General features: G+C 63.6%; 19 protein-coding genes and 1 pseudogene. 4 read left to right on the plus strand and 16 right to left on the minus strand.

From position 1 onward, the window contains the following. Nucleotides 1-118: 118 nt before the first annotated feature. The gene (locus tag QTI68_RS39200; protein WP_286529721.1) at nt 119-1279 is read right to left on the minus strand and encodes an IS30 family transposase; all 1161 of its coding nucleotides are present in this window, start codon (nt 1277-1279) and stop codon (nt 119-121) included. 392 nt (nt 1280-1671) lie between these two features. Here QTI68_RS39200 and QTI68_RS39205 point away from each other — a divergent pair, with 392 nt between their 5' ends. Next, complete coding sequence (locus QTI68_RS39205) at nt 1672-2619, plus strand: IS481 family transposase (protein WP_286529723.1); 948 nt, start codon at nt 1672-1674, stop codon at nt 2617-2619. 141 nt (nt 2620-2760) lie between these two features. On the opposite strand, the gene phaZ is transcribed toward QTI68_RS39205, so the two are convergent. From phaZ to QTI68_RS39230, 5 genes are read right to left on the minus strand one after another with little or no spacing between them, the layout of a single operon-like run. Further along, complete coding sequence (gene phaZ, locus QTI68_RS39210; RefSeq protein WP_286529724.1) at nt 2761-3576, minus strand: poly(3-hydroxyalkanoate) depolymerase; 816 nt, start codon at nt 3574-3576, stop codon at nt 2761-2763. Nucleotides 3577-3584: 8 nt separating this feature from the next. Beyond that, entirely contained in the window at nt 3585-5231 is a 1647-nt protein-coding gene (locus QTI68_RS39215) for a fatty acid--CoA ligase (protein WP_286529725.1), read from the minus strand. A gap of 17 nt (nt 5232-5248) precedes the next feature. Beyond that, the gene (locus QTI68_RS39220) at nt 5249-5506 is read right to left on the minus strand and encodes a DUF1289 domain-containing protein (protein ID WP_286529728.1); all 258 of its coding nucleotides are present in this window, start codon (nt 5504-5506) and stop codon (nt 5249-5251) included. A 52-nt stretch (nt 5507-5558) separates the two neighbouring features. Further along, nucleotides 5559-6614, minus strand: coding sequence for a beta-keto acid cleavage family enzyme (locus QTI68_RS39225; RefSeq protein WP_286510822.1), 1056 nt, complete (start codon nt 6612-6614; stop codon nt 5559-5561). A gap of 46 nt (nt 6615-6660) precedes the next feature. Beyond that, nucleotides 6661-7062, minus strand: a complete 402-nt coding sequence (locus QTI68_RS39230) for a carboxymuconolactone decarboxylase family protein (RefSeq protein ID WP_286510821.1) — start codon at nt 7060-7062, stop codon at nt 6661-6663. 139 nt (nt 7063-7201) lie between these two features. Between QTI68_RS39230 and QTI68_RS39235 the strand changes: the two genes are divergently transcribed. Next, on the plus strand, nt 7202-8206 hold the full coding sequence (locus tag QTI68_RS39235; RefSeq protein ID WP_286529729.1) for an AraC family transcriptional regulator: 1005 nt from the start codon (nt 7202-7204) through the stop codon (nt 8204-8206). A gap of 17 nt (nt 8207-8223) precedes the next feature. On the opposite strand, the gene QTI68_RS39240 is transcribed toward QTI68_RS39235, so the two are convergent. The 7 genes and pseudogenes from QTI68_RS39240 to QTI68_RS39270 form a co-directional block, all read right to left on the minus strand. Further along, complete coding sequence (locus QTI68_RS39240) at nt 8224-8916, minus strand: alpha/beta fold hydrolase (RefSeq protein ID WP_353506478.1); 693 nt, start codon at nt 8914-8916, stop codon at nt 8224-8226. 328 nt (nt 8917-9244) lie between these two features. Then, nucleotides 9245-10039: pseudogene (locus tag QTI68_RS40295) on the minus strand (hypothetical protein); the annotation flags it as partial. A gap of 28 nt (nt 10040-10067) precedes the next feature. After that, complete coding sequence (locus tag QTI68_RS39250; protein ID WP_286529730.1) at nt 10068-10532, minus strand: MaoC family dehydratase; 465 nt, start codon at nt 10530-10532, stop codon at nt 10068-10070. 34 nt (nt 10533-10566) lie between these two features. After that, nucleotides 10567-11595, minus strand: coding sequence for a YeiH family protein (locus QTI68_RS39255; protein WP_286529733.1), 1029 nt, complete (start codon nt 11593-11595; stop codon nt 10567-10569). A 14-nt stretch (nt 11596-11609) separates the two neighbouring features. Further along, a complete protein-coding gene (locus tag QTI68_RS39260) occupies nt 11610-12932 on the minus strand; it encodes an MFS transporter (protein ID WP_286529735.1) in 1323 nt (440 codons plus the stop codon). Between the two features lie 243 nt (nt 12933-13175). Then, nucleotides 13176-14300: an AI-2E family transporter gene (locus QTI68_RS39265; protein WP_286529737.1), complete on the minus strand. Its 1125-nt coding sequence runs from the start codon at nt 14298-14300 to the stop codon at nt 13176-13178. Between the two features lie 29 nt (nt 14301-14329). Continuing rightward, on the minus strand, nt 14330-14674 hold the full coding sequence (locus tag QTI68_RS39270; protein ID WP_286529738.1) for a hypothetical protein: 345 nt from the start codon (nt 14672-14674) through the stop codon (nt 14330-14332). A gap of 278 nt (nt 14675-14952) precedes the next feature. On the opposite strand from QTI68_RS39270, the gene QTI68_RS39275 reads away from it, so the two are divergent. Then, nucleotides 14953-16443: an MltF family protein gene (locus QTI68_RS39275; RefSeq protein WP_286529739.1), complete on the plus strand. Its 1491-nt coding sequence runs from the start codon at nt 14953-14955 to the stop codon at nt 16441-16443. A 143-nt stretch (nt 16444-16586) separates the two neighbouring features. Here the strand turns inward: QTI68_RS39275 and QTI68_RS39280 are convergent, their stop codons facing one another. The 3 genes from QTI68_RS39280 to QTI68_RS39290 all read right to left on the minus strand — a co-directional run bounded on the left by QTI68_RS39280 (nt 16587) and on the right by QTI68_RS39290 (nt 18327). Further along, nucleotides 16587-16865 carry a hypothetical protein gene (locus tag QTI68_RS39280; protein ID WP_286510811.1) on the minus strand — a complete coding sequence of 93 codons (279 nt, stop codon included), beginning with the start codon at nt 16863-16865 and terminating at the stop codon, nt 16587-16589. Then, nucleotides 16853-17092, minus strand: coding sequence for a hypothetical protein (locus QTI68_RS39285; protein WP_286529741.1), 240 nt, complete (start codon nt 17090-17092; stop codon nt 16853-16855). Before QTI68_RS39285 ends, QTI68_RS39280 begins: the two co-directional genes overlap by 13 nt. 236 nt (nt 17093-17328) lie before the next feature. Further along, nucleotides 17329-18327 carry a GlxA family transcriptional regulator gene (locus tag QTI68_RS39290; RefSeq protein WP_286529743.1) on the minus strand — a complete coding sequence of 333 codons (999 nt, stop codon included), beginning with the start codon at nt 18325-18327 and terminating at the stop codon, nt 17329-17331. 124 nt (nt 18328-18451) lie between these two features. Here QTI68_RS39290 and QTI68_RS39295 point away from each other — a divergent pair, with 124 nt between their 5' ends. Next, nucleotides 18452-19705 carry an acyl-CoA dehydrogenase family protein gene (locus QTI68_RS39295; protein WP_286529744.1) on the plus strand — a complete coding sequence of 418 codons (1254 nt, stop codon included), beginning with the start codon at nt 18452-18454 and terminating at the stop codon, nt 19703-19705. The last annotated feature ends 2 nt before the right edge of the window (nt 19706-19707 follow it).

A 19707-nucleotide genomic window follows, 5' to 3' on the forward strand; every position in this document is an offset into this window, starting at 1 on the left:
AGCCTCTCGCGCGACTCCATCCCCGCTGGTTTTTTCGGTTGTGCGGGCCCGCGACCGCTCCCGCGTGCCTTGCTGACATTCGAAGCGAGAACTCAAAGGACGGCAACGGGCTGCGGATTCAACCGGTCGATGCAACACATTCGCTGAACATCTCAGCGGGTGTCTGGAAGCCGAGCGTCTTGCGCGGCCTCTCGTTCAATTGTCTCGCGATCGCGTTGAGTTGAAGCTGTGAGAACCCTGAGATGTCCATGCCCTTCGGCATGTACTGCCTGAGCAATCCGTTCGTGTTCTCATTGCTGCCACGCTGCCATGGGTTCTGCGGATCGCAGAAGTACACCTGGATGTCGGTGGCCGACGTGAACTTCTTGTGAGCGTGCATCTCCGTGCCTCTGTCCCAGGTCAGTGACTTGTAGAGCTCTTGTGGCAGCTTGCGGGCGTTCTTGATGAGTGCGGTGACGACGGTCTGGGAGTCCTTGCCATCCAGCTTGACCAACATCACGTATCGCGTCTGGCGCTCAACGAGCGTGGCGATCTGGCTGTTGGCGCTTCCGAAGAGCAAGTCGCCTTCCCAGTGACCGGGAACTGCTCGATCTTCGACCGTGGCTGGCCGCTCGCTGATGGAGACCGCGTCGACGATTCTTCCGTGGACGTCTGTCTTCTGCGTGTACTGGCGTGAGCGGCGCATGCCCCGGGTGCGTCTGAGATGCTGCAACAGTTCCTTGTTCAAGGCCCCGCGGGCTTGAATGAACAGGCTGCGGTAGATGGTCTCGTGGGACACGTGAGAGGTCTCGTCGCTCGAGTAAGTATGCTTGAGCCAACCGGCAATCTGCTCCGGAGACCATTGCAGCCGTAGCTTCTCCGTCACGATGCGGGCCAGCTCCCGGTTCTCAGCCAGCCTGCAGCGCTTGGGTCGAAGAGCCCGATCCCAGGCTGCCTGGTCGGCCTGCGTCGCCCGATAGCACCCTGAACCACCATTGCGCCTGATCTCGCGGCTGATGGTGGATGGCGCTCGCCCGAGGATCAACGCGATCGAGCGAATCGAGAACCCAGCCGCCATGGCACGCGAGATCTCCTCGCGCTCGGCCAGCGTCAGCGCCCTCGATGAACGAGTTCGCTCCGGAGGACGGATACCGCCGGTGCGGGACAGAATCTTTTGTACAGACGTGTGTGCCCGATCAAACAGTTGAGCGATCTGATGCAGGGTCCATCCCTGCCGCCATCGCTCCCACATCAATGCCTTCTGGCTGTCTGTGTAGTAGGTTCGCGTCCGGTAGGCCATCTGCAACACTCCTTCTGCCAACGGCAGTCATCAGTGTGTTGCATCGACCGGTTGAATCCGCAGCCCTGAAGAGACCTTCGAGTTGGAGGTCTTCATGTCCGGAGTGCGATGCGAAGCCGTCGTCCGGCCGTTTGGCCAGCATCCCAGGGCGCGTCCAAGTGAGCCGGGGCTCACCGAAACTCAAGGTTGATCTTCTGTCGCCAGTGCGGAGGAGACGACGCGAGGTCATAGTGGTGCGAAGCGCGAACTTCCCGATGATGAATGGGTGCGGGGGACGTCGTTGCCGGTATGAACTGGCGCGCTAGGTGTGAAGTTTCAGTAGGTTGTTCATCCGTCCCAGATTTGGGAAGCTGTGGTTACCAAGACACGGCTACTCAACTCAGGAGAGACGGATGAACAGCCATAAGCATGCGAGATTGACGCCCAAAGGTCGAGCCCTGCTGGTAAGCCGGGTGTTGCAGCAGGGTTGGAAGGTGGGTGCCGCCAGCGAAGCTGGCGGCGTGAGCGTGAGGACGGCCTACAAGTGGCTCGCTCGCTTCAAGGCCGAAGGCTCGGCAGGGTTGAATGACCGCAGTTCCAAGCCTACTCACTGCCCGCACGCCACCAGTCCCGTGGATCGGGCTTACTTTGAAGCATTGCGCCGACAGAGATGGCCGCTCTGGCGCATCGCCATGCAGGTCGGCCGCAGCCTGGCGACTCTCAGCCGCTGCATGAAGCAGGCCGGACTGTCGAGGTTGAGGTCGCTCGAACCCGTCTTGCCCGTCGTTCGCTATGAGAGGGCTGCGCCCGGCGAACTGCTTCACATCGACACCAAGCGCCTGGGACGCATCCAGGGTGTGGGCCACCGCATCACCGGAGACCGCACGCTCAACCGCAACCAAGGCATCGGCTGGGATGCGGTGCACTTGGCCATCGACGATCACTCCCGCGTGTCGTTCGCGGCGATCAAGCCCGATGAAACCTCCGCCAGTTGCACCCAGTTCCTGCGCGAGGCCGTGGCCGCCTATGCGCGCCTGGGGGTACGTATCGACCGCGTGATGACTGACAACGGCGCGGGTTACAAGAAGATCTTCGATGCCGCCTGCGGCGAACTGGGCTTGCGCCACATCCGCACCCGGCCCTACACGCCGAAGACGAATGGCAAGGCTGAACGCTTCGTGCAGACCAGCCTGCGCGAGTGGGCTTACGCCAGGCCCTACGAAAGCTCAGCTCAACGCGAGGCCGCGCTACAGCCCTTCATCCATCACTACAACTGGCATCGGCCACACTCAGCCCTCAACCATCAGCCGCCCATGAGCCGGATACCGGCCATGAACAACCTGCTGAAACTCGACAGCTAGGCCTCCCTAAATCACGCGAGGTTGTGTCCGGCCGAGGTTCTTTGCCTTTTGCTGTCGCCCTTCCGTTTCGAGGCGCCAGCGCCGCCGGTGAACTGTGCAAGACGTACTCGCCGCTGGCTTTTTCCGAGAAGGAAGTTGCTCTCATGGTTTGTCGAGAAACGCGCGGATGGCCGCGGCGGAATCGTCGGGGCGGGTCACCAGGAACAGGTGGCCGCAATCGAAGACCTTGAGCTCCGAATGCCGGATCAGCATGCGCATCAGCTTTGCGTTGGCTAACGGTACCAAGGGATCGTCGGCTCCTGCCATCAGCAGCGTGGGCTGGCGGAGGCCAGGTAGCCAATGGATGCTGGTCCAGCCCGCGATCGCAACGAGCTGCAGATAGTAGCCGAGCTTCGACTGCCATTTGATGTGACGGAACAGCTCAGTGGCCAACGACGGATGGGTCCGGAAGTCGCCGCCATAGATATCGCCGCTGATGCTGCGCGAGTACTTTGCGTCGGTATAGCGCTTTGGAGTTGCCATCTTCCACAACACGGTGGGGCTGGCCGGAATCATGGCTACGCCAGCGGCGGTTGCGCAGAGAACGAGCCGACGGCAGCGGTCGCTGAAGCGGTATGCGAACTCCTGCGCGGCGGCGCCGCCCCAGGAGACGCCCAGCACGTCCGCCTGCCCGATCCCGAAGCGATCCAGAATCTGCGTGGCCATCCGGGCAATGCCGCAGAGCCGATATGGCCCCCTCGGCAATTGCGATTGACCGACACCGGGAATGTCGAAGATAACGATCTCTCGCTCCGGCATCCTTTCAGCCAGCGGCGCGAGCAGCTCGATGTTGCCACCGATGCCGTTGAACATCAGAAGAGGCACGCCCTTGCCGTTGCCCGCCTGCCGACCGACGCGCACAAGCAGAGGATCGGCGGCAGTGCCCAGATCCATCATCTCGATCGCAAACGTGTTCATTGATGAATTCAAGCCGACAGCTCGCGCAGTGCCTTCTTGTTGATCTTGCCGACACTCGTCTTTGGGATCTCCGAAACGAAGGCGATGCGGTCGGACGCCGGGACCGCAAATTTGCTGATACGCTTCGAATCGACGTGCCTCAGAAGGCGTTCGCGAATCGCGCACGGCTCGATTGGCATCCCGGGCTTGCGGACGACGAACGCCATCGGGCGCTCACCCCATTTTTCGTCGCGGACGCCGATCACGGCGCACTCCTGCACGCCGGGGACTTCGGCGATCAGTCCTTCCACCTCGATCGATGACACCCACTCGCCACCGGTCTTGATCACGTCCTTGATGCGATCGACGATCTGGACGAACCCGTCTGGTGCCATGACGGCGATGTCCTGCGTGTGCAGATAGCCAGCGGCCCACAGTTCCTCGGAGGCCTCGGGCTTCTTGAAGTAGCCTTGCGTGAGAAATGGCGCACGCAGGACGATCTCCCCCTGGCCCTTGCCGTCGCGCGGCATGTCGTGCATCTCTTCGTCGACAACACGAAAATCCACCAGCGGCACGGGGCGACCGGGAGAACACCGCATGCGCACCTCATCTCGCGGGTCGGCGGCGGTGAAGCCGGGCGGCAGCTGTGCCAGTGACACAATGGGTCCGGTCTCCGACATGCCGTAGCCGGCAAAGACATCGATACCTCGGGCGAGAGCCGCCTCGCACAGTACTGGCGAGAGCGCCGAGCCGCCGATGATCATCTTCCAGCCAGAAAGATCCTGCATGCTTTCGTGAGATGCCTGCAGCATCATTTGCAGGATGGTCGGGACGCAGTGGGAAAAGGTCACCCGCTCCGACTCGCGTAGCCTCAGTAGGGTGTCAGGCACGTAGCGGCCCGGCAGGACGGTCCTGAGACCCAGCATGACGGCGACGTACGGCAACCCCCAGGCCAACACATGGAACATCGGCGTGATGGGCATGTAGACGTCCTCGCGGTGCAGGCGCTGCCCTTCCTTTTGCGCGCCGAGGCTCGTGGCCGCAACCAGCGCATGCAGGACGATGTCACGATGGCTGTAGCTCACGCCCTTCGGATCGCCGGTCGTTCCCGTGGTGTAGAAGGTCGCGGCCTTCGTCTGTTCGTCGAAGTCGGGGAACTCGAATTCGGGCGAGGCCTTCCCGAGCAGCGCCTCGTATTCGCCCGCCAGGTCCAGTACCGTGGACGGCACGTCATGGCCGTCGGCCATCACCACGATCTGCCGCACGCCCCGGAGGCCATCCTTGATCTGCTCGAGGACGGGAACGAATTCCGCGTGCACCAGCACGATCTCCGCGTCTGAATCGTTCAGCGTGTAGAGGATCTGCTGCGGCGACAACCGCACGTTCACGGTGAACAGCGTGGCGCCCATCATCGGAATGCCGAAGTAGCTTTCCAGGTAGCGATGGCTATCCCAGTCCATGACGGCCACGGTCGTGCCGTGACGCGCGCCCAGCGCGCTCAAGGCCGACGCGAGCCGGCCGATGCGCCGGCGGAAGTCACGAAAGCTGTAGCGCATCTCGCCGCGATAGCTGATTTCTTGGTCGCCGTGAAGGCTCAGCGAGTTGACCAGCAATTGCTTGATGAGCAAGGGGTAGGTGTACGCCGACGGCGTAGCGGTGATGAGGTTGGGGTGCATTTTTGTCTCCATTTTTGTCAGGGGTTTGGCTGTCGCTCGAATGGCGCGGTGCGAGGCCGGTCTATGCGGCCGGCCGTGTCGTCAAGAGCAGGCGTGAACACTGCGCTCATGCGCAGTTCAATCAATGCAAGCACTTCGGCCTTGTGCTGCTCGGCCATCCGCGGCCAGGCGCCGATTTCCAGCGCAGTCCTCTTGCATCCCTGGCAGTACCTCCCGTCCTGATCCATGCGGCAGATGTTGATGCAGGGGTCTGCAATAAGATGGTTCTGGCTCATCGCGGTGTGCCGAAATACGGATTGGCGAAGCGGTTTGCAGGGAGCACCGTGCTCAAGCCGAGATGCGCAACGGCACGCCACGCTGGCCCGGCGCACGGTTGGGCGGCATGCCCAGGCGGGCCAGCGTCTCGTCGGCATCGCTCCAGAACCGGCCAATGCCGAAGATGCTGCGTGCCTCCGCGCCGGTGGCCACTTCACGGCGCAACTCGCGCGCTTGGCGCACGACCATCTCGATCTGCTGCACCGAGGTCATGCGCTCGCCGTGCGGGCCAAACAGAGTGTCCTCGATGCCCACCCGCACATGCATGCCAAGCGCGATGGCCATCGTGTTCATCGGGTAGATGTGGCGGTTCAGCGTCTCCAGTGTGAGCACCGCTCCGTCGGGCGTGCGCCGTGCAAACTCCAGCATGTCGGCCGGATGCAAGCCTGCCGAGCCGCCGCCGATGGCCACGTAGTTGAGGTTCAGCGGGCCGCTGTAGACGCCACGGCGCACCATGCGCAGAAGGCTTTCGAGGCCCGTCAGGTTGCCCAGCATGAAGTGCGGCTGGATGCCGTTGGCCACCAGGCGGCGGATGTGCTCCTCGTGCCACGACGGGTTGGAGGGCACAATCATGTCGCGATAGGCGGCCTGCACCACCGGGTTGGCGAGAGAGGTGCCTTCGACGTCGGCCGCTGTCATCAGCTCCATCACGTTCATCTGCTGGGTGTTGACCGCCACCGTGACCTGGTCGGGCCGCGGGTCGAGCTCGGCCAGCATGTGGCGCGTGTCGTCGCTCATCCACTTGGCGGCCTGGCCTTCGCTCTCAGGGGCGAAGGAGATCGAGCCGCCCACCTGCAAGATCATCTGCGGCACCGCTTCACGCAGTCGCGCCAGCATCTCGTTGAACTTGGACAGGCGCTTGCTGCCCTTGCCGTCGTCTTCGCGAACGTGCACGTGCAGCACGGTGGCGCCGGCGTTCCAGCAGTCGACTGCCTTTTGCACCTGCTGGTCCATCGTGACGGGGATGTCGTCGGAGTCGCCGGCGGCCCATTGGGGGCCGTAGGGGGCGACCTGGATCACGAGCTTTTGCTGGTTTTCGGGCAGGAGGGAATCGTCGAGGAAGTGCATGGTTGTCTCCGGAAAGGGGTTCAGGTGGTTGGGTTCAGATGGGGAATCAGCCGACGGTCGCGCCATTGCGCTCGGCATGTGCGGCGGCTTCTTCGAGCAGGATCGGTGCCCCCAGGCTCATCGTGTGGATGCCCAGCACGCTGACGCACTGCAGCACTGCATTGATTTCTTCCTTCGTGGCACCGAGTTCGAGCGCCTTGCGGATGTGGCGGCGCACGCCCGGGCCGTACATGTGAGTGCACGAGGCGTCCACGGCGATCGCTAGGAATTCGACGGTCTTGGCGTCGAGCACGCCCGACACCATGGGCGCGACGCCCATGGCCATGAATTTCTCCGTCCATTGCGCGTCGAGCGTGGCAAAGGCATCCCAGGCGGGATTCCAGTTGCCGGTGTTGCGCATACGGTCGCAGACCGGCGTGGTCGAGGGGGTGTTGTCGTGTTGTTGCATGGCCTTGTCTCCTGAAGTTGTCGCTGGGGGCGTTGACGTTTTCGGCTGGTTCGAGGGCTAATTGTTCCGGGAGAGGACTTGTCCTGATTGACCAGCGGTGACACGCGTTTAACCTTGGGGGACGCCAAAACACCCAGCCATGTCGAATCTCGTTCGCAGCGCCAGCCTGACCAACTACGCCGAGGTCGCGCGTGAGGCTGGCCTCAATCCGCTGGCCCTGCTCTCCGAAGTGGGCCTCAACCCGGCCTGCCTGCAAGACCCCGATCTGCGGATTCCGAGCGACGCGGTGCGACGCCTGCTGGAGATTTCGGCGAACGCCAGCGGAATGGACAACTTCGGACTGCGCATGGTGGAGACACGGCAGCTGTCGAACCTCGGGGTCGTGGCGCTGGTGGCGCGGGAGGAACCCACAGTGCGGCGCGTGGTGCGCGCCATGCTGCGCTACAGCCATTTGCTCAATGAATCTGTCTACGCGAAGCTCGAAGAAGCCGAGGGCGTCGCAGTGATCCGCGAAGCGTTGCTCCTCGGCCATGAGGGCTCTTCGCGGCAGGCAACCGAGCTTCTCGTCGGCGTCATGTTCCGCAACCTCAAGTATTTTCTGGGCCCCGACTGGAGCCCGATTCGGGTGTGCTTCACCCACGCACCGCCGCGGGACCCAGGCCTGCACATTCGTCTTTTTGGCTACGTCGTGGCGTTCGGGCAGGACTTCAACGGACTGGTCTGTACCACGCGCGACATGGATGCGCCGAACCCGATGGCCGACCCGGTGATGGCACGCTATGCCCGGCAGATACTGGATGCCACCGCGGGAGCGGGCCGAATGGACACGGCGGGCAGCGTTCGCCACATCCTGCTCGTGCTGCTGCCCTCGGGGGACTGCTCGATCGACCAGGTGGCGCAGCAACTCGGCGTCGACCGGCGTACCGTGCATCGACGTCTTCTGCGCGAGGGCACCACGTTCACCGACCTCGTGAACACGGTCCGACGCGAGATGGCCGCGCACTACCTCGAAGATGGCAAGCGCCCCATGTCTCAGGTCGCCGACTTGCTGGGCTTCTCGGCACCGAGTGCTTTCTCGCGTTGGTACAAACAGCAGTTCGGCGAGGTTGCCGGGCGGCGGCGCCGTCCGGAAGCACAAACCTAGCGGCCGAGCGAGCGACGCTACTTCACCAACACGTACTCGCCGGGCGCCGCGCACAAGGGGCGATGGGTGCGCGAGCCGGCCTGGTCCGGCGCAGCGATCGATTCACCCGATCGTTCCCGCATCCACGCGCGCCAATGCGGCCACCAGCTTCCGTTCTGGCGCACCGCAGTGCGTGCCCATTCGTCGGGATCGGCTTGGCGGCTCGGCGCGCTCGCAAAGAAGGCCTTCGGCGCGCCGGGCGGATTGATCAGGCTCTGCAGGTGGCCCGCATTGGCAAGCACGAAGATGGTGTCGTCGCCGAACACGCGCGCCGTCGCGTAGCAGCTCTTCCACGGCGTGATGTGGTCGGTGGTGCCGCCGATCACGTAGGCGCCGATATCCACCTTCGACAGGTCGACTGGAACGCCCCGGATCGTCATCGTGCCTGCGTTGACATACGGGTTCTTCTCCATGATCTCGAGCAGGTCTGAGTGGAATTTTGCTGGCAGCCGCGTGGTGTCTGCGTTCCAGGCGAGGATGTCGAAAGCCGGCGGCTTGTTGCCGAGCAGGTAGTTGTTGACCCAGTAGTTCCAGATCAGGTCGTTGGACCGCAGCCAGGCGAACATGGCGGCCATTTCGGAGCCCTCCACCACGCCCTTTCTGCTTGCGCGCGAGCGCGCCAAGCGCGCCGCCGCGGGCGAGTTGAACAGGCCCATCGTGCTTTCGCTCATCGCGCGCGCCGTCGAGCACGCACACCGCCAAGGAGACGCTGGCCACCTTACGGTTGCCGGTGCCTGCGAGCCAACCCAGATAAGCCGCTAGCGTCATGCCGCCGGAACACGAACCCCACATGTTCACGTCGAGGCTGCCGGTGATCTCACGCGCGACGTCCACCGCCTCGTCCAGCGCCATGGCGTAGTGCTCGACACCCCAGTCCCGATGGACGGCCGTGGGATTGCGCCAACTCACCATGAACATCTGCACACCGCTGTCCACGGTCCACTTCACGAGGCTCTTTTCCGGCGCCAGGTCGACTGCGTAGAACTTGTTGACCTGCGGCGGAACCATGACCAGCGGGCGCCGATACACCTGCGGCGTGGTGGGCGTGTACTGGATCAGCTCGAAGGTCTCGCAGCGATAGACCACCTGGCCCGGCGAGCTGGCCATGTTTTCGCCGATCTGGAACGGCGTGCTGTCCACCTGACGGGGCAGCATGTTGTTGTGCCGCAAGTCGCTCACGAGGTTCCGGGCGCCTTCCACGAGGCTCATGCCGCTGGTGTCGACGGCCTTGCGCACGGCGGCCGGATTGCCCAGCAACCAGTTGCTCGGCGCCAACGCATCGGTCACGAGGGCGGTGAGGAATTGTGCCTGGCCCTTCTCGCGCTCGCCCAGCGTTGACTGGGCGACGAGTCTGTCGAATTCATCGCGCGCGAGCAGGTAGTTTTGCATCAGTCGCTTGTAGAGGAAGTTGCCCTTCCAGGCTGGGTCGGCGAAGCGGCGGTCCTTGGGGTCGGGAGCGAGTTCGGAGCGGCCCTGGACGATCTGTGCCAGGGCCTTTGCATAGCGGGCTGTGGCGCCAGCGATGGCGTCCGGCGAGGCGGCGGCCAGTTCAAGCAGCGTCTGCGCGGCCTGAGCGAGATCGCCGGCCTGCAGGCCCAGGAGCGGATTTGGCGTCAGCGTGTTCTCGCTGGCGCGTGCCACCAGGTCGGTGAGTTCGTGGATGGCGACCATCGGATCGGATGGCGCACAGCTGCGGGGCGCGGCGGGCCTGGGGTGGATCGCTGGCTTCCCCGAGGAGGCCTTCTTCGGTTCGGGCGCCCGGGTGGAGGTCGGTGCCTGTGTCTGTGTGGCCATGTCTGGTCTCCCTGTGCTTGTCCTGCGGTCAGGCGATCAGCAATACCATGGAGTGCGCCACAAGCGCCGGCTTGGCCTCCCCCTCGATTTCCATCGAGTTCTCGGTCGTCAGCAGGTGGCGTCCATGGCCCTTGTCCTCCAGAGAGACGATGCTGACGTGGTTGCGCACTCGCTTGCCCGCGCGCACGGGCGCGACGAAGCGGACCTTGTCCAGGCCGTAGTTCACAACCTGCCTGACGTCCATGCGCGAAATCAGCGCGTCGAAAGCCGTGGGTGCGAGCAGCGAAAGGGTCAGGAAGCCATGTGCGATGGTGCCGCCGAAGGGGCTGTCGGTCCTGGCGCGCTCCCTGTCGACATGGATCCATTGCGGGTCGTTGGTGCACTCGGCGAACAGGTCGATGCGGGTCTGGTCGAGCGTGATCCAGGATGAGGAGGCGACGCGCTGCCCGGCGAGGGCGGCGAGGGATTGAAAGGTGAACTCGGGGTGTGTCATGGCGGTGGAAAGCTGATGGAAGACAAGAAATGGCTCAATGGGCCAGGACAAGGAACATTGCGACGATGATCGCCAGGAACGCCGTCTCGCTCACCATCAGCACGATCGGCTTCAGGCCCACGGTGGCAAGGTCCTTCAGGTGCGATTTCATTCCGATCGCCGCCATCGAGACCACCAGCAGCCAGGTCGAGAGCGTCTGCAACGCCTGTTGCAAGACCGCGGGAATCAGGCCCACGCTGTTGATGACGACGATCACCGCGAAGGCCACGACGAACCAGGGAAGAAGTGGCGGCTTAGGTGTGCTGCCCGGACCGGCGACGTGGTGCTTGCGGTAGGACAAGGTGATCACCAGGATCACCGGCAGCAGCATGGCGACGCGCAAAAGCTTGACGATGGTCGCAATATCGCCGGTTTCCTTGGACATTCCGTAGCCGGCGCCGACCACCTGCGCCACGTCGTGGATCGTCCCGCCCAGTAAGACGCCCGCCTCCTGGCTGTCCAGGCCGAGCAGGCTGGTGATCATCGGATAGAGCACCATCGCCAGTGTCGAAAGCGTGCTCACGCCGATGACCGTGAAGATGGTGGCGCGCTCCTTGAGCTTGTCGTCGGCTTGAACAGGGATGACCGCAGCGATCGCCATCGCCGCCGAGGCGCCGCAGATGCCTACGGCGCCGCCAGTGAGCACGCCGAACCGGCTCCTGTAGCCCATCAGGCGCGCCAACCCGACGCCGAAGCAGATCGTCAGCGCCACCGAGAGCACCGCCATCGCGACCGGCATGGCGCCGAGCGCCGTGATCTGCCCGAACGTGATGCGCACGCCCAGGAGCGCCACGCCGATGCGCAGCAGCGTGCTTGCCGAGAACCGGATGCCCGGCACACAGCGGCCTTCGGTCGACAGGAAGTTCAACGCCATGCCTAGCAGCAAGGCGAACAGCATCGATGAGATGCGGTAGTGTTCCGCCAGCGAGATGGCGGCGACCGCCACGACCACCGACACCAGGATGCCGTGGAAGTTCGTGCGGGCGGGCTTGCGCCAGCCGGCCAGGGTCAGGGATGCACTCATGGGTAGGACTCGCGTCAGGCCGCTTGCTGCGCGCCCCCGGTCCGACTGCGTGCAGCCGCATCAGACTCGTAGCTGCGCGAGGCGAGGACGAAGAAGACCGCCGCTGCCAGGGCGAGGCCCGGCGTCAGCGTCAGTGCAAGCTTCAGCCCGATCAGGTCCGACAGCACGCCGACGATCAGCGGGCCTGGTGCGAGGCCGATCAGGTTGTTGGCCAATGTCATCGTGGCCGCGACAGTTGCGCGCACGCCAGGGTGGGTGACATCGCAAACGATGGCACTTGAACATCCGCCTTGCGCCGCGGCGAGCAAGGCGCCGAGGAAGATCATGCTCAGCCCGAGAGGACCGGGCGGCAGCGCAAACGCAACGATCAGGATCAGCGCGGTCAGGAGCGAATAGGCGGCCGGGACCAGGGCTCGACGCCGCGGATGATTGCGGCTCAGCCGGTCGGCCAGGCCACCGCCGAAAAGCATGCCGATGCCCGCCGCCAGGACGGCCACGCCGGCCATCAGCCCGGCCTTCTTCACGTCCATGTCATGGTAGCGGGTGAAGTAGGTCGGCAGCCACGCGATGAGCATGGCCGGCATCGCCATCTGCAAACCGCTGGCGAGGTAGGTGAAATTGCCTGAACGCACGGCAAACACCTCGCGCGCTACTTGCGCCAGGCCGGGACGCTTGGACGCCTCGCCGCCGCGCGCAACGTCGGGCGTCAACTCGACGGTCGTGTAGTCGCGCACGACGAAGGGATAGATCAAGGCCAACAGCAGCCCCGGCGCGCCCACCACGAAGAAGGCCATGCGCCAGCCGGAATGGGCTGCGACGACGCCTCCCAGAACCACGCCGAGCACCGAGCCGAACAGACTCGCCGACAAGAAGGCACCCAATACGGCGGCACGCTGCCTGGCCGGAAACACGTGCGCGAGCAACGCGGCCCCCGCAGCGCCGTAGGCTGCTTCGCCCAGGCCCACAAAGGCCCGCGCCCACAGCAGCTGCCCGTGGTTTTGCGCCAAGCCGCACGCGATGGTCGCCAGGCACCAGACGAAGGCCATGAGCGTGATGCTCCTGACCCGGCCCCAGCGGTCGGCGACCAGCGACATCGGCACCGTCAGGACGCCGACGACCAGCGCAACCACGCTCACCAGCATCGCGAGTTGCGAGTCCAGCAAGCCCCAGTCGGCCTTGAGTGCCGGGATCACGGCACCAATGACTTGCCGCGAGAGGTAGTCGGACAGCATCAGGCCGAAGGTGAGTGCGAAGACCACCCATGGGTAGGCACGCGGCAAGCGGGCGAAGGTGGCGGAGAAGGGTTTGGCGGCAGGGGCGGGCAGCGAGGGATTCATGGCGTTGTCTCTTGGGTGAGTTTCTGGGCGCGACATGGGGCGGAACATCGCGTGAAGGCAGTGTCTGCGCGCAGCTCGATTGCCGATTGACAGATGGGGACACCGAATTTCCCTTTCGGGACACGGAGGTGCTGTACTCGAATGTCGATCAGTGGCAGGGCGGCACCCGTGACCGCCCTCGGCCTTGGGCTACACGCCGCCAGCCTCCCGCTCCGGCGGGAATGACCCATTGCAACTCGACACCTACTCGACAGCCTGCGAAGCGCGCTCCGATGGCAAAGTGTCCGGATGGGTTGCGACCCACCACATGAAGATCTGATAACCCAGGGCCAACAGGGTCGCACCGACGAACATTCCTTCGATGCCGGCGCCTGCCAGGCCGCCCAGTGCGCCCAGCAGGATTACGGGCATGGGCGCATCGACACCGCGGCCCAGCAGCAGCGGCTTCAACACGTTGTCAAGCATCCCCGCAACGAACAGCAGCACGCTGTAGAGGACGGCCGAAGCGGTGCCGTATTCACCGCTCATCCAGAGATAGGCGATGACTGGCAAGGTGACGATGAGCGCGGGCGCCTGCGCGACACCCAGTACCAGCACGACCATTGCGAGCACACCTGCGAACGGAACTCCGGCGACCATCATGACCAAACCCACCACGATGGCCTGAACGAAGGCGACGCCGAGGACACCGAGCGCCACGGCGCGAATCGTCGCGGTGGAAAGCCTTACGAACTCTCCGCCGCGCAGCGGCCCCACGATGCGGCCGAAGATGCGCCGGGTGCTTGCGGCTCCCGACTCACCAAAAGCCATGATGATCCCGGCGATGATGAAGGACGCCAGGAACAGCAGCACCGTGCCGACGATACCGGCCACCATCTCGAGCGCTTTCCGGGCCAGGTCTCCGATCTGCGGCTGCACCCGCCGGACCACGCTCGGCAAATCCTCATGGGCCTGGGACCAGAGGGCGTGGACCCTTTTTCCGACAACGGGCCACTCGGCCACGCTTGCCGGGGGCTCGGGAATCCGCACGCTATCGTCGCGCACGCTGGCGACCACGTTATGAACCGAATCGCCCATGGAGGCCAACAGCACGGCGGTGGGGGCAACGATCAGCACGATACCACCGAGCACCAGCAAGGTGGCCGCAAGCCCCTGTTTCCCCCCGAGCTTGCTGGCGAGTCTTTGATGTGCCGGATAGAGGGTGACCGCCAGGATGAGGGCCCAGACCATCAGCGACAGGAATGGCGAAAAGATCTGGTAGCACAGCAGCGTCAAAGCCAGGATCAGGCCGGCCCTGATGAAGACGTCCAGCAGCTTCCGGGACATGCGCGCTTCCAGTTCGAGATCAGCCTCACGGAGCGTATTCATGGCGGTGTTCCTCTTCCAATGCGGCGCCCCTATTTGCTGGTGTTCGCTTGGGGCAAGTCATCGTCTGCCAGCAGCTTTGCGGCGCGCCGGGATCCTTCTTCGTTCCTGGCCGCCGCCGCCACGTCGTGAGCCCGGGTCCAGTAGTCCCTGGCAAGTTCTGGCTTGTCTATGGACGCCCGGACCAGGAGCAGCAAATCCTGATAGGTCTTTCCCGGCGGCTGAGCATTCCCTGCTGGTAGGCGAAGATCAGCAATTCGGCAACGCTGGCAATGAAAACCACTGCGGCAAATGCCGAGTTTCTCGAAGAGAGAGTTGACATCGACATCCTCCTGCATGGACGTGGTGAGAGGGGTGTAGCCAATCGCGCTTTGCACTGTACGCGCTTCAGTCGCGCGCGGTCACCCCGCATCGTCGGAGGGGTTGCGGCGCCAAGTCGGCGCATTCGTACGAGAGCCAGTGTCCGCGTCGAAGGAACTTTGACGATTGACCTGCCGGGACACGGGGTTGCCATTCCGGGACATCTCGGGGGAGCCCGTGCGTGCTCGACTGGTGCTAGTGCGGTTGCACTGCTCCACCAACAGGCGCAGCATGCTGACACAGCCAGACCCAAGCAAGGCCGTACGTGCAGCGCATAAACCGAAGGAACTCGAAGATGAAGACCGACCGTCGACTGCTGCGCTTTGCGCTTGTCTTATTCCTGTGCGGAGGTCTCGCGTTCGCCCAGGAACCGGGCTCGAAGAAGGAGCCCGGAAAAACCCTGACGATCGACCTGACCCACGCGAAGCCGTGGACCGGCGACCTCGACGGAATGATCGAGCGGCGTGTGATCCGCGTGCTGACCGTCAACAGCAAGACCTTCTTTTTCGTCGACAAGGGCGTGAACCGCGGCATCGTCGTCGACCACTTTCGGCTGCTGGAAGACGAACTCAACAAGAAGCTTTCGGCCGAAGGCAAGCTTAAAAACAAGAACCTGAAAGTGCGGGTGGTCTTTATCCCGATGGGGCACGACCAACTGCTCACTGGACTTGCCGCGGGCAAGGGCGACATCGCTGCAGCCAATCTCACAATCACGCCGGAGCGCCAGAAGCTGGTGGACTTCTCCACAGCGGGAATGAGCAACGTCAGCGAGGTTGTGGTGACGGGGCCGGCCTCACCGAAGATCACAGACCTGGACGATCTCGCCGGCAAGGACGTTTTCGTGCGCAAGTCGTCGAGCTACTTCGAAAGCCTCCTGGCGCTCAACAAGAGGTTCGCCGCCGAAAAGAAGGCACCGGTCAATCTCAAGGAAGCCCCGGAAACGCTGGAAGACGAGGACCTTCTCGAGATGCTCAATGCCGGCCTCGTCCCCATCGTCGTTGTTGACAAGTACATCGCAGAATTCTGGAAGCAGATATTCCCCAAGGTCACCGTGCACGACAATGTGGCAGTTCGCACCGGCGGCGAGATCGCCTGGGCGATTCGCAAGGACAGTCCGCAACTCAAGGCGCTGGTGGACGACTTCGCCAATCGCAACAAGCTCGGCACTTCGATGGGCAACCAGCTGCTGACGCGCTACCTGAAGAACGTCAAGTACGTGAAGGATGCGGCTTCGGAAGAAGAGCGCAAGAAGTTTCAGGCGCTGGTCGACTATTTCCGCAAGTACGGCGACCAATACAACGTGGATTGGGTGTTGATGGGCGCTCAGGGCTACCAGGAGTCTCAGCTCAACCAGAACGCAAAGAGCAAGGTGGGCGCCATCGGCGTCATGCAACTGATGCCCGCCACCGGCAAGGACATGAAGGTGGGCGACATCACGCAGACCGAGGCAAATATCCACGCAGGCGTCAAGTACATGCGCTGGATGATCGACCAGTACTACGAGAAGGAACCCATGACGCCACTGGACAAGGCGTTGTTCGCCTTCGTCTCGTACAACGCCGGTGCGGGCCGCATTTCATCGATGCGCAAGGAGGCTGCCAAGCGCGGCCTCGACCCCAACGTCTGGTTCCAGAACGTGGAGTATGTGGTGGCCGAGAAGATCGGGCAGGAGACGATCACCTATGTCAACAACATCTACAAGTACTACGTCGGCTATCGGCTGATGCAGGAAAACCGGGTTGCGGCGAAGGAAGCCGTCGAAAAGGTCAAAGGCGGCACCAAGTAGGAGTTCGCTGTCTTGCACTCAGTGCGGCCCCGACATCTCGTTGCCTCCACCCGCACCGGCGCTCGCGCCTTGCGCCTTTGCGGCCACTTGCTGGCGAACCAGACCAATGTGCTCGCGTAGCGTAAAGGCTTCGCTGGCGTAGCTCACAGGGGTGCGGCCTCGCGCGGCGGCCTGCTCGATCCGGCCCAAGTCTTCCAGCCATTGCCCGATCGGCAACGCACCGGTGCTTCGAGGAGCAGGTTGACGATTGGCGGCGACAACCCTTCGCGCGAAACCAACATCGCCCTGGTTCCGATCAACTTGACGTCAGTCACGGGAATGTGTTGTTCAAGATCGATCGTCCCGGGTGGCAAAGTCAACTTGGTGATGTATGAAAACTTGCGCTGATAGGCTTCCGCGCGTGCCAGGCTCAACAGTTCCAAGTCAAGCGCGCGTTCTCTTCCGCGCCGCCCGTCATGCGCTCCTCAACCGTCACGCGCTCGCGCGCCAGAATCTCTTTGTAGCGCCGCGCGTACTGGTGGTACATGCCGTCTTGCAGGCCGGACGCGAGCACGATGTGGCGCGGAATCGAGCGCTGCAGCAGCCATGCGCCAAGGATCCGCGACGGCGATGCATGCCACCGCGAGCGACGCCCAGCGCACCCGATCACGTCGTATTGTCATCGGCAAATCACGAAGTTTCATGCGCCATACTCGCGGATCAGCACGCGTCACCTGGCTTTCGGCGTTCAACAAGGGAGAAGTTTGCAATGCCGACGGATGTTCGCAATTGACGGACGGAGACATCCATTTATCAATCCGGGAATGTGCGGGAAAGCACGAATGCCCGCCTTGAAGCGATCCCATCCGCAGTTGACTTGTCGAAGCTGCGGCGCTGCGTTGAGGTCTAGGGGGACTCGGCACCCATGGACTGGTATCGACTTCGATAGGCGCCCGGGCTCAGTCCCATGCGCTCGCGAAACAGCCGCGAAAAGGAACTGGGGTCGTTGTAGCCCACCTGTGACGCGATCTGATCGACGCCGAGATCGCTGGCTTCCAGGAGGGCTCGAGCGGAGTCGATACGCAGGTGTTGCAAGTAGGTCAGCGGGGACTGATCGAGGACGGCGCCGAAGCGTCGGACCAACGTTCTTTCGCTCACGGCCAACTCGGCAGCAAGCTCGGATATGCGCACGGGTCGGGCCATGTTCGATTGCAACCAGTGCTGCGCGCGATGAACCACCGCGTCGGTGTGGCTGATGTCCGCGAGCAAGGGCAGGTAGGGCGTCTGGGTCGTCTGGCTGACGTCGATGAGCATGCTCTTGGCGCATTGCGACGCGATCGCCGGGCCGGAGAATCGTTCGACTACTCGAACCGCCTGCAGCAGGTAAGACGCCGAGGCGCCGGCGCAGAGCAGGCGATCGACTTCCGTGAGCACGGGTCGCAATTGCAGATCGACACGCGGAAAGCGCGTACGGAACTGCCGTTCCAACCACCAGGTCGTCGTGGCGATGCGCCCGTCCAGGAGACCTGTCTGAGCCAGGATGAAGGTGCCCGTACAGTTGGCCGCGAGCCAGGCGCCGCGACGCCACTGCGATGTGAGCCACGCGCACACGGCGGACTGATCCTTGAGCAACTGGTCGAACTTCGAGTGGCCGGCGTAGTGCAGGCTCGGTATGAAGACGAGGTCGAAATGTTCGCGCGCGCCGACCTTATGTGTCTGCAGTTGCAGGCCATTGCTTGCTGCAACGGGTTCGCCCGTCAGCGACACGAAGCGCCACTCAAAGAGCGCCGCGGAAGCACCCTGCTGCCTGCGCAAATGCGAATTCGCCACCTGCAGGATGTCGGCGAACCCGCCAAGGCTGGAGGCATAGCAGCCGTCAAAGGCAAGGATTGCGGCACGAGGCATGGGTTGTCCGATTTCGCATTGAAAACGTCAATTTCGCCAATGTACCGCGGAAGCCCCGAAACCTAGACTCGTCTCACATCAACGGGCCGGCAGCGCCCACCACCCCCCACAGGAAACACGAGACATGAACGCCGGAGACAACACCATTGCACTGACACAGCAGGCGCCCGAGCGCCATCAACCGAAGCTCTATCACGACCTGCTCACGCCCGCGGAAGCGCTGGCCATCCGCGAGGAAGTTCGCCGCTTCGCCGACGAGCACGTCGCGCCGGTGGCGTGGGAGATCGGCCACCGCGAGGAGTCGGTCGAGAATTTCCCGCGCGAGCTGTTTCGCAAGATGGCCGATGCCGGCCTGTTCCGCATTCCCTTCGCGGCCGAGGTGGGCGGACGCGGGCTGAAGTACCCGGCCTGCGCCACCGCCGCGCTCATCGAGGAACTGGCCTACCACTCGAACTCCGTTGCGGCCGTCGTCGACGTGCATTGCATCCTGGCCGGCCATGCGCTGGAACATGCATCGCCTGCGCTGCAACAGCGCTACCTCGCGCCCCTGCTGGCCGGCGAGAAGATCGGCAGCTTCGCCACCACCGAGCCCGATGCCAGCACGGACCTGAGCATCAAGACGATGCAGACCTTCGCGAACCGCGAGGGCGGCAGCTATGTGGTCAACGGCCGCAAGCGCTTCATCACGAACGCGCCGGTCGCCGATTTCGTCGTGCTGCTGTGCGCGGAGGAAGGCCGTATGACGGAGATCGTGATCGACTTGGATTCACCGGGCGTCCGCGTCGGCGCGCCCGATCGGAAGATGGGAAATCACGGCCAGTTGACCGCCGACATCTATTTCGACAACGTGCAGGTTCCGGCGGAGAACGTCGTCGGCGCTGTCGGCGGCGGTCTCAAGATCGCCTTGCAGACCTTGACCTACGGACGCATCGGCATCGCCGCGAGCGGCGTCGGCATGGCGCAGGCCACGTTCGACCACAGCGTCCAGCGTCTGAAAACGCGGCAGGCATTCGGCAAGAAGATCGCGCAGTTCCAGTACTGGCAGTTCAAGCTGGCCGAGCGCGCCACCGAGATCGAGAATGCGCGCAACCTCTACATGAAGGCTGCCCTGCGCATGGATGCGGGCGAGGCATTTCCGGAGCCCGAGGCGGCCATGGCGAAGTGGTACGCGACCAACCTCGCTGCCGAGTTCGCGCGCGATGGCGTGCAGATCTTCGGCGGCTATGGCTTCATGGCGGAGCTGGCGGCCGACGGCTCGCACTACCGGGTGGAGGAGATCTACCGTGATTGCAAGATCGCGGAGATCTATGAAGGAACCAACGAGATCCAGAAGCTCGTGATTGCCAGGGCCATCTTCGGCAAAGACATCACGGGCTGAGC

This window comes from Variovorax sp. J31P207 (assembly GCF_030316965.1).
In the GTDB taxonomy this organism is placed as follows: Bacteria; Pseudomonadota; Gammaproteobacteria; order Burkholderiales; family Burkholderiaceae_C; genus Variovorax; species Variovorax ginsengisoli_B.

Bases quoted from the DNA above. Each gene is read 5' to 3' on its own strand.
- QTI68_RS39200 (WP_286529721.1), bottom strand. From the start codon at position 1,279: ATGGCCTACCGGACGCGAACCTACTACACAGACAGCCAGAAGGCATTG.
- QTI68_RS39240 (WP_353506478.1), bottom strand. From the start codon at position 8,916: ATGAGCGAAAGCACGATGGGCCTGTTCAACTCGCCCGCGGCGGCGCGC.
- QTI68_RS39220 (WP_286529728.1), bottom strand. From the start codon at position 5,506: ATGAGCCAGAACCATCTTATTGCAGACCCCTGCATCAACATCTGCCGC.
- QTI68_RS39295 (WP_286529744.1), top strand. From the start codon at position 18,452: ATGAACGCCGGAGACAACACCATTGCACTGACACAGCAGGCGCCCGAG.
- phaZ (WP_286529724.1), bottom strand. From the start codon at position 3,576: ATGAACACGTTTGCGATCGAGATGATGGATCTGGGCACTGCCGCCGAT.
- QTI68_RS39260 (WP_286529735.1), bottom strand. From the start codon at position 12,932: ATGAATCCCTCGCTGCCCGCCCCTGCCGCCAAACCCTTCTCCGCCACC.
- QTI68_RS39230 (WP_286510821.1), bottom strand. From the start codon at position 7,062: ATGCAACAACACGACAACACCCCCTCGACCACGCCGGTCTGCGACCGT.
- QTI68_RS39290 (WP_286529743.1), bottom strand. From the start codon at position 18,327: ATGCCTCGTGCCGCAATCCTTGCCTTTGACGGCTGCTATGCCTCCAGC.
- QTI68_RS39235 (WP_286529729.1), top strand. From the start codon at position 7,202: ATGTCGAATCTCGTTCGCAGCGCCAGCCTGACCAACTACGCCGAGGTC.
- QTI68_RS39225 (WP_286510822.1), bottom strand. From the start codon at position 6,614: ATGCACTTCCTCGACGATTCCCTCCTGCCCGAAAACCAGCAAAAGCTC.
- QTI68_RS39275 (WP_286529739.1), top strand. From the start codon at position 14,953: ATGAAGACCGACCGTCGACTGCTGCGCTTTGCGCTTGTCTTATTCCTG.
- QTI68_RS39265 (WP_286529737.1), bottom strand. From the start codon at position 14,300: ATGAATACGCTCCGTGAGGCTGATCTCGAACTGGAAGCGCGCATGTCC.
- QTI68_RS39250 (WP_286529730.1), bottom strand. From the start codon at position 10,532: ATGACACACCCCGAGTTCACCTTTCAATCCCTCGCCGCCCTCGCCGGG.
- QTI68_RS39205 (WP_286529723.1), top strand. From the start codon at position 1,672: ATGAACAGCCATAAGCATGCGAGATTGACGCCCAAAGGTCGAGCCCTG.
- QTI68_RS39255 (WP_286529733.1), bottom strand. From the start codon at position 11,595: ATGAGTGCATCCCTGACCCTGGCCGGCTGGCGCAAGCCCGCCCGCACG.
- QTI68_RS39215 (WP_286529725.1), bottom strand. From the start codon at position 5,231: ATGCACCCCAACCTCATCACCGCTACGCCGTCGGCGTACACCTACCCC.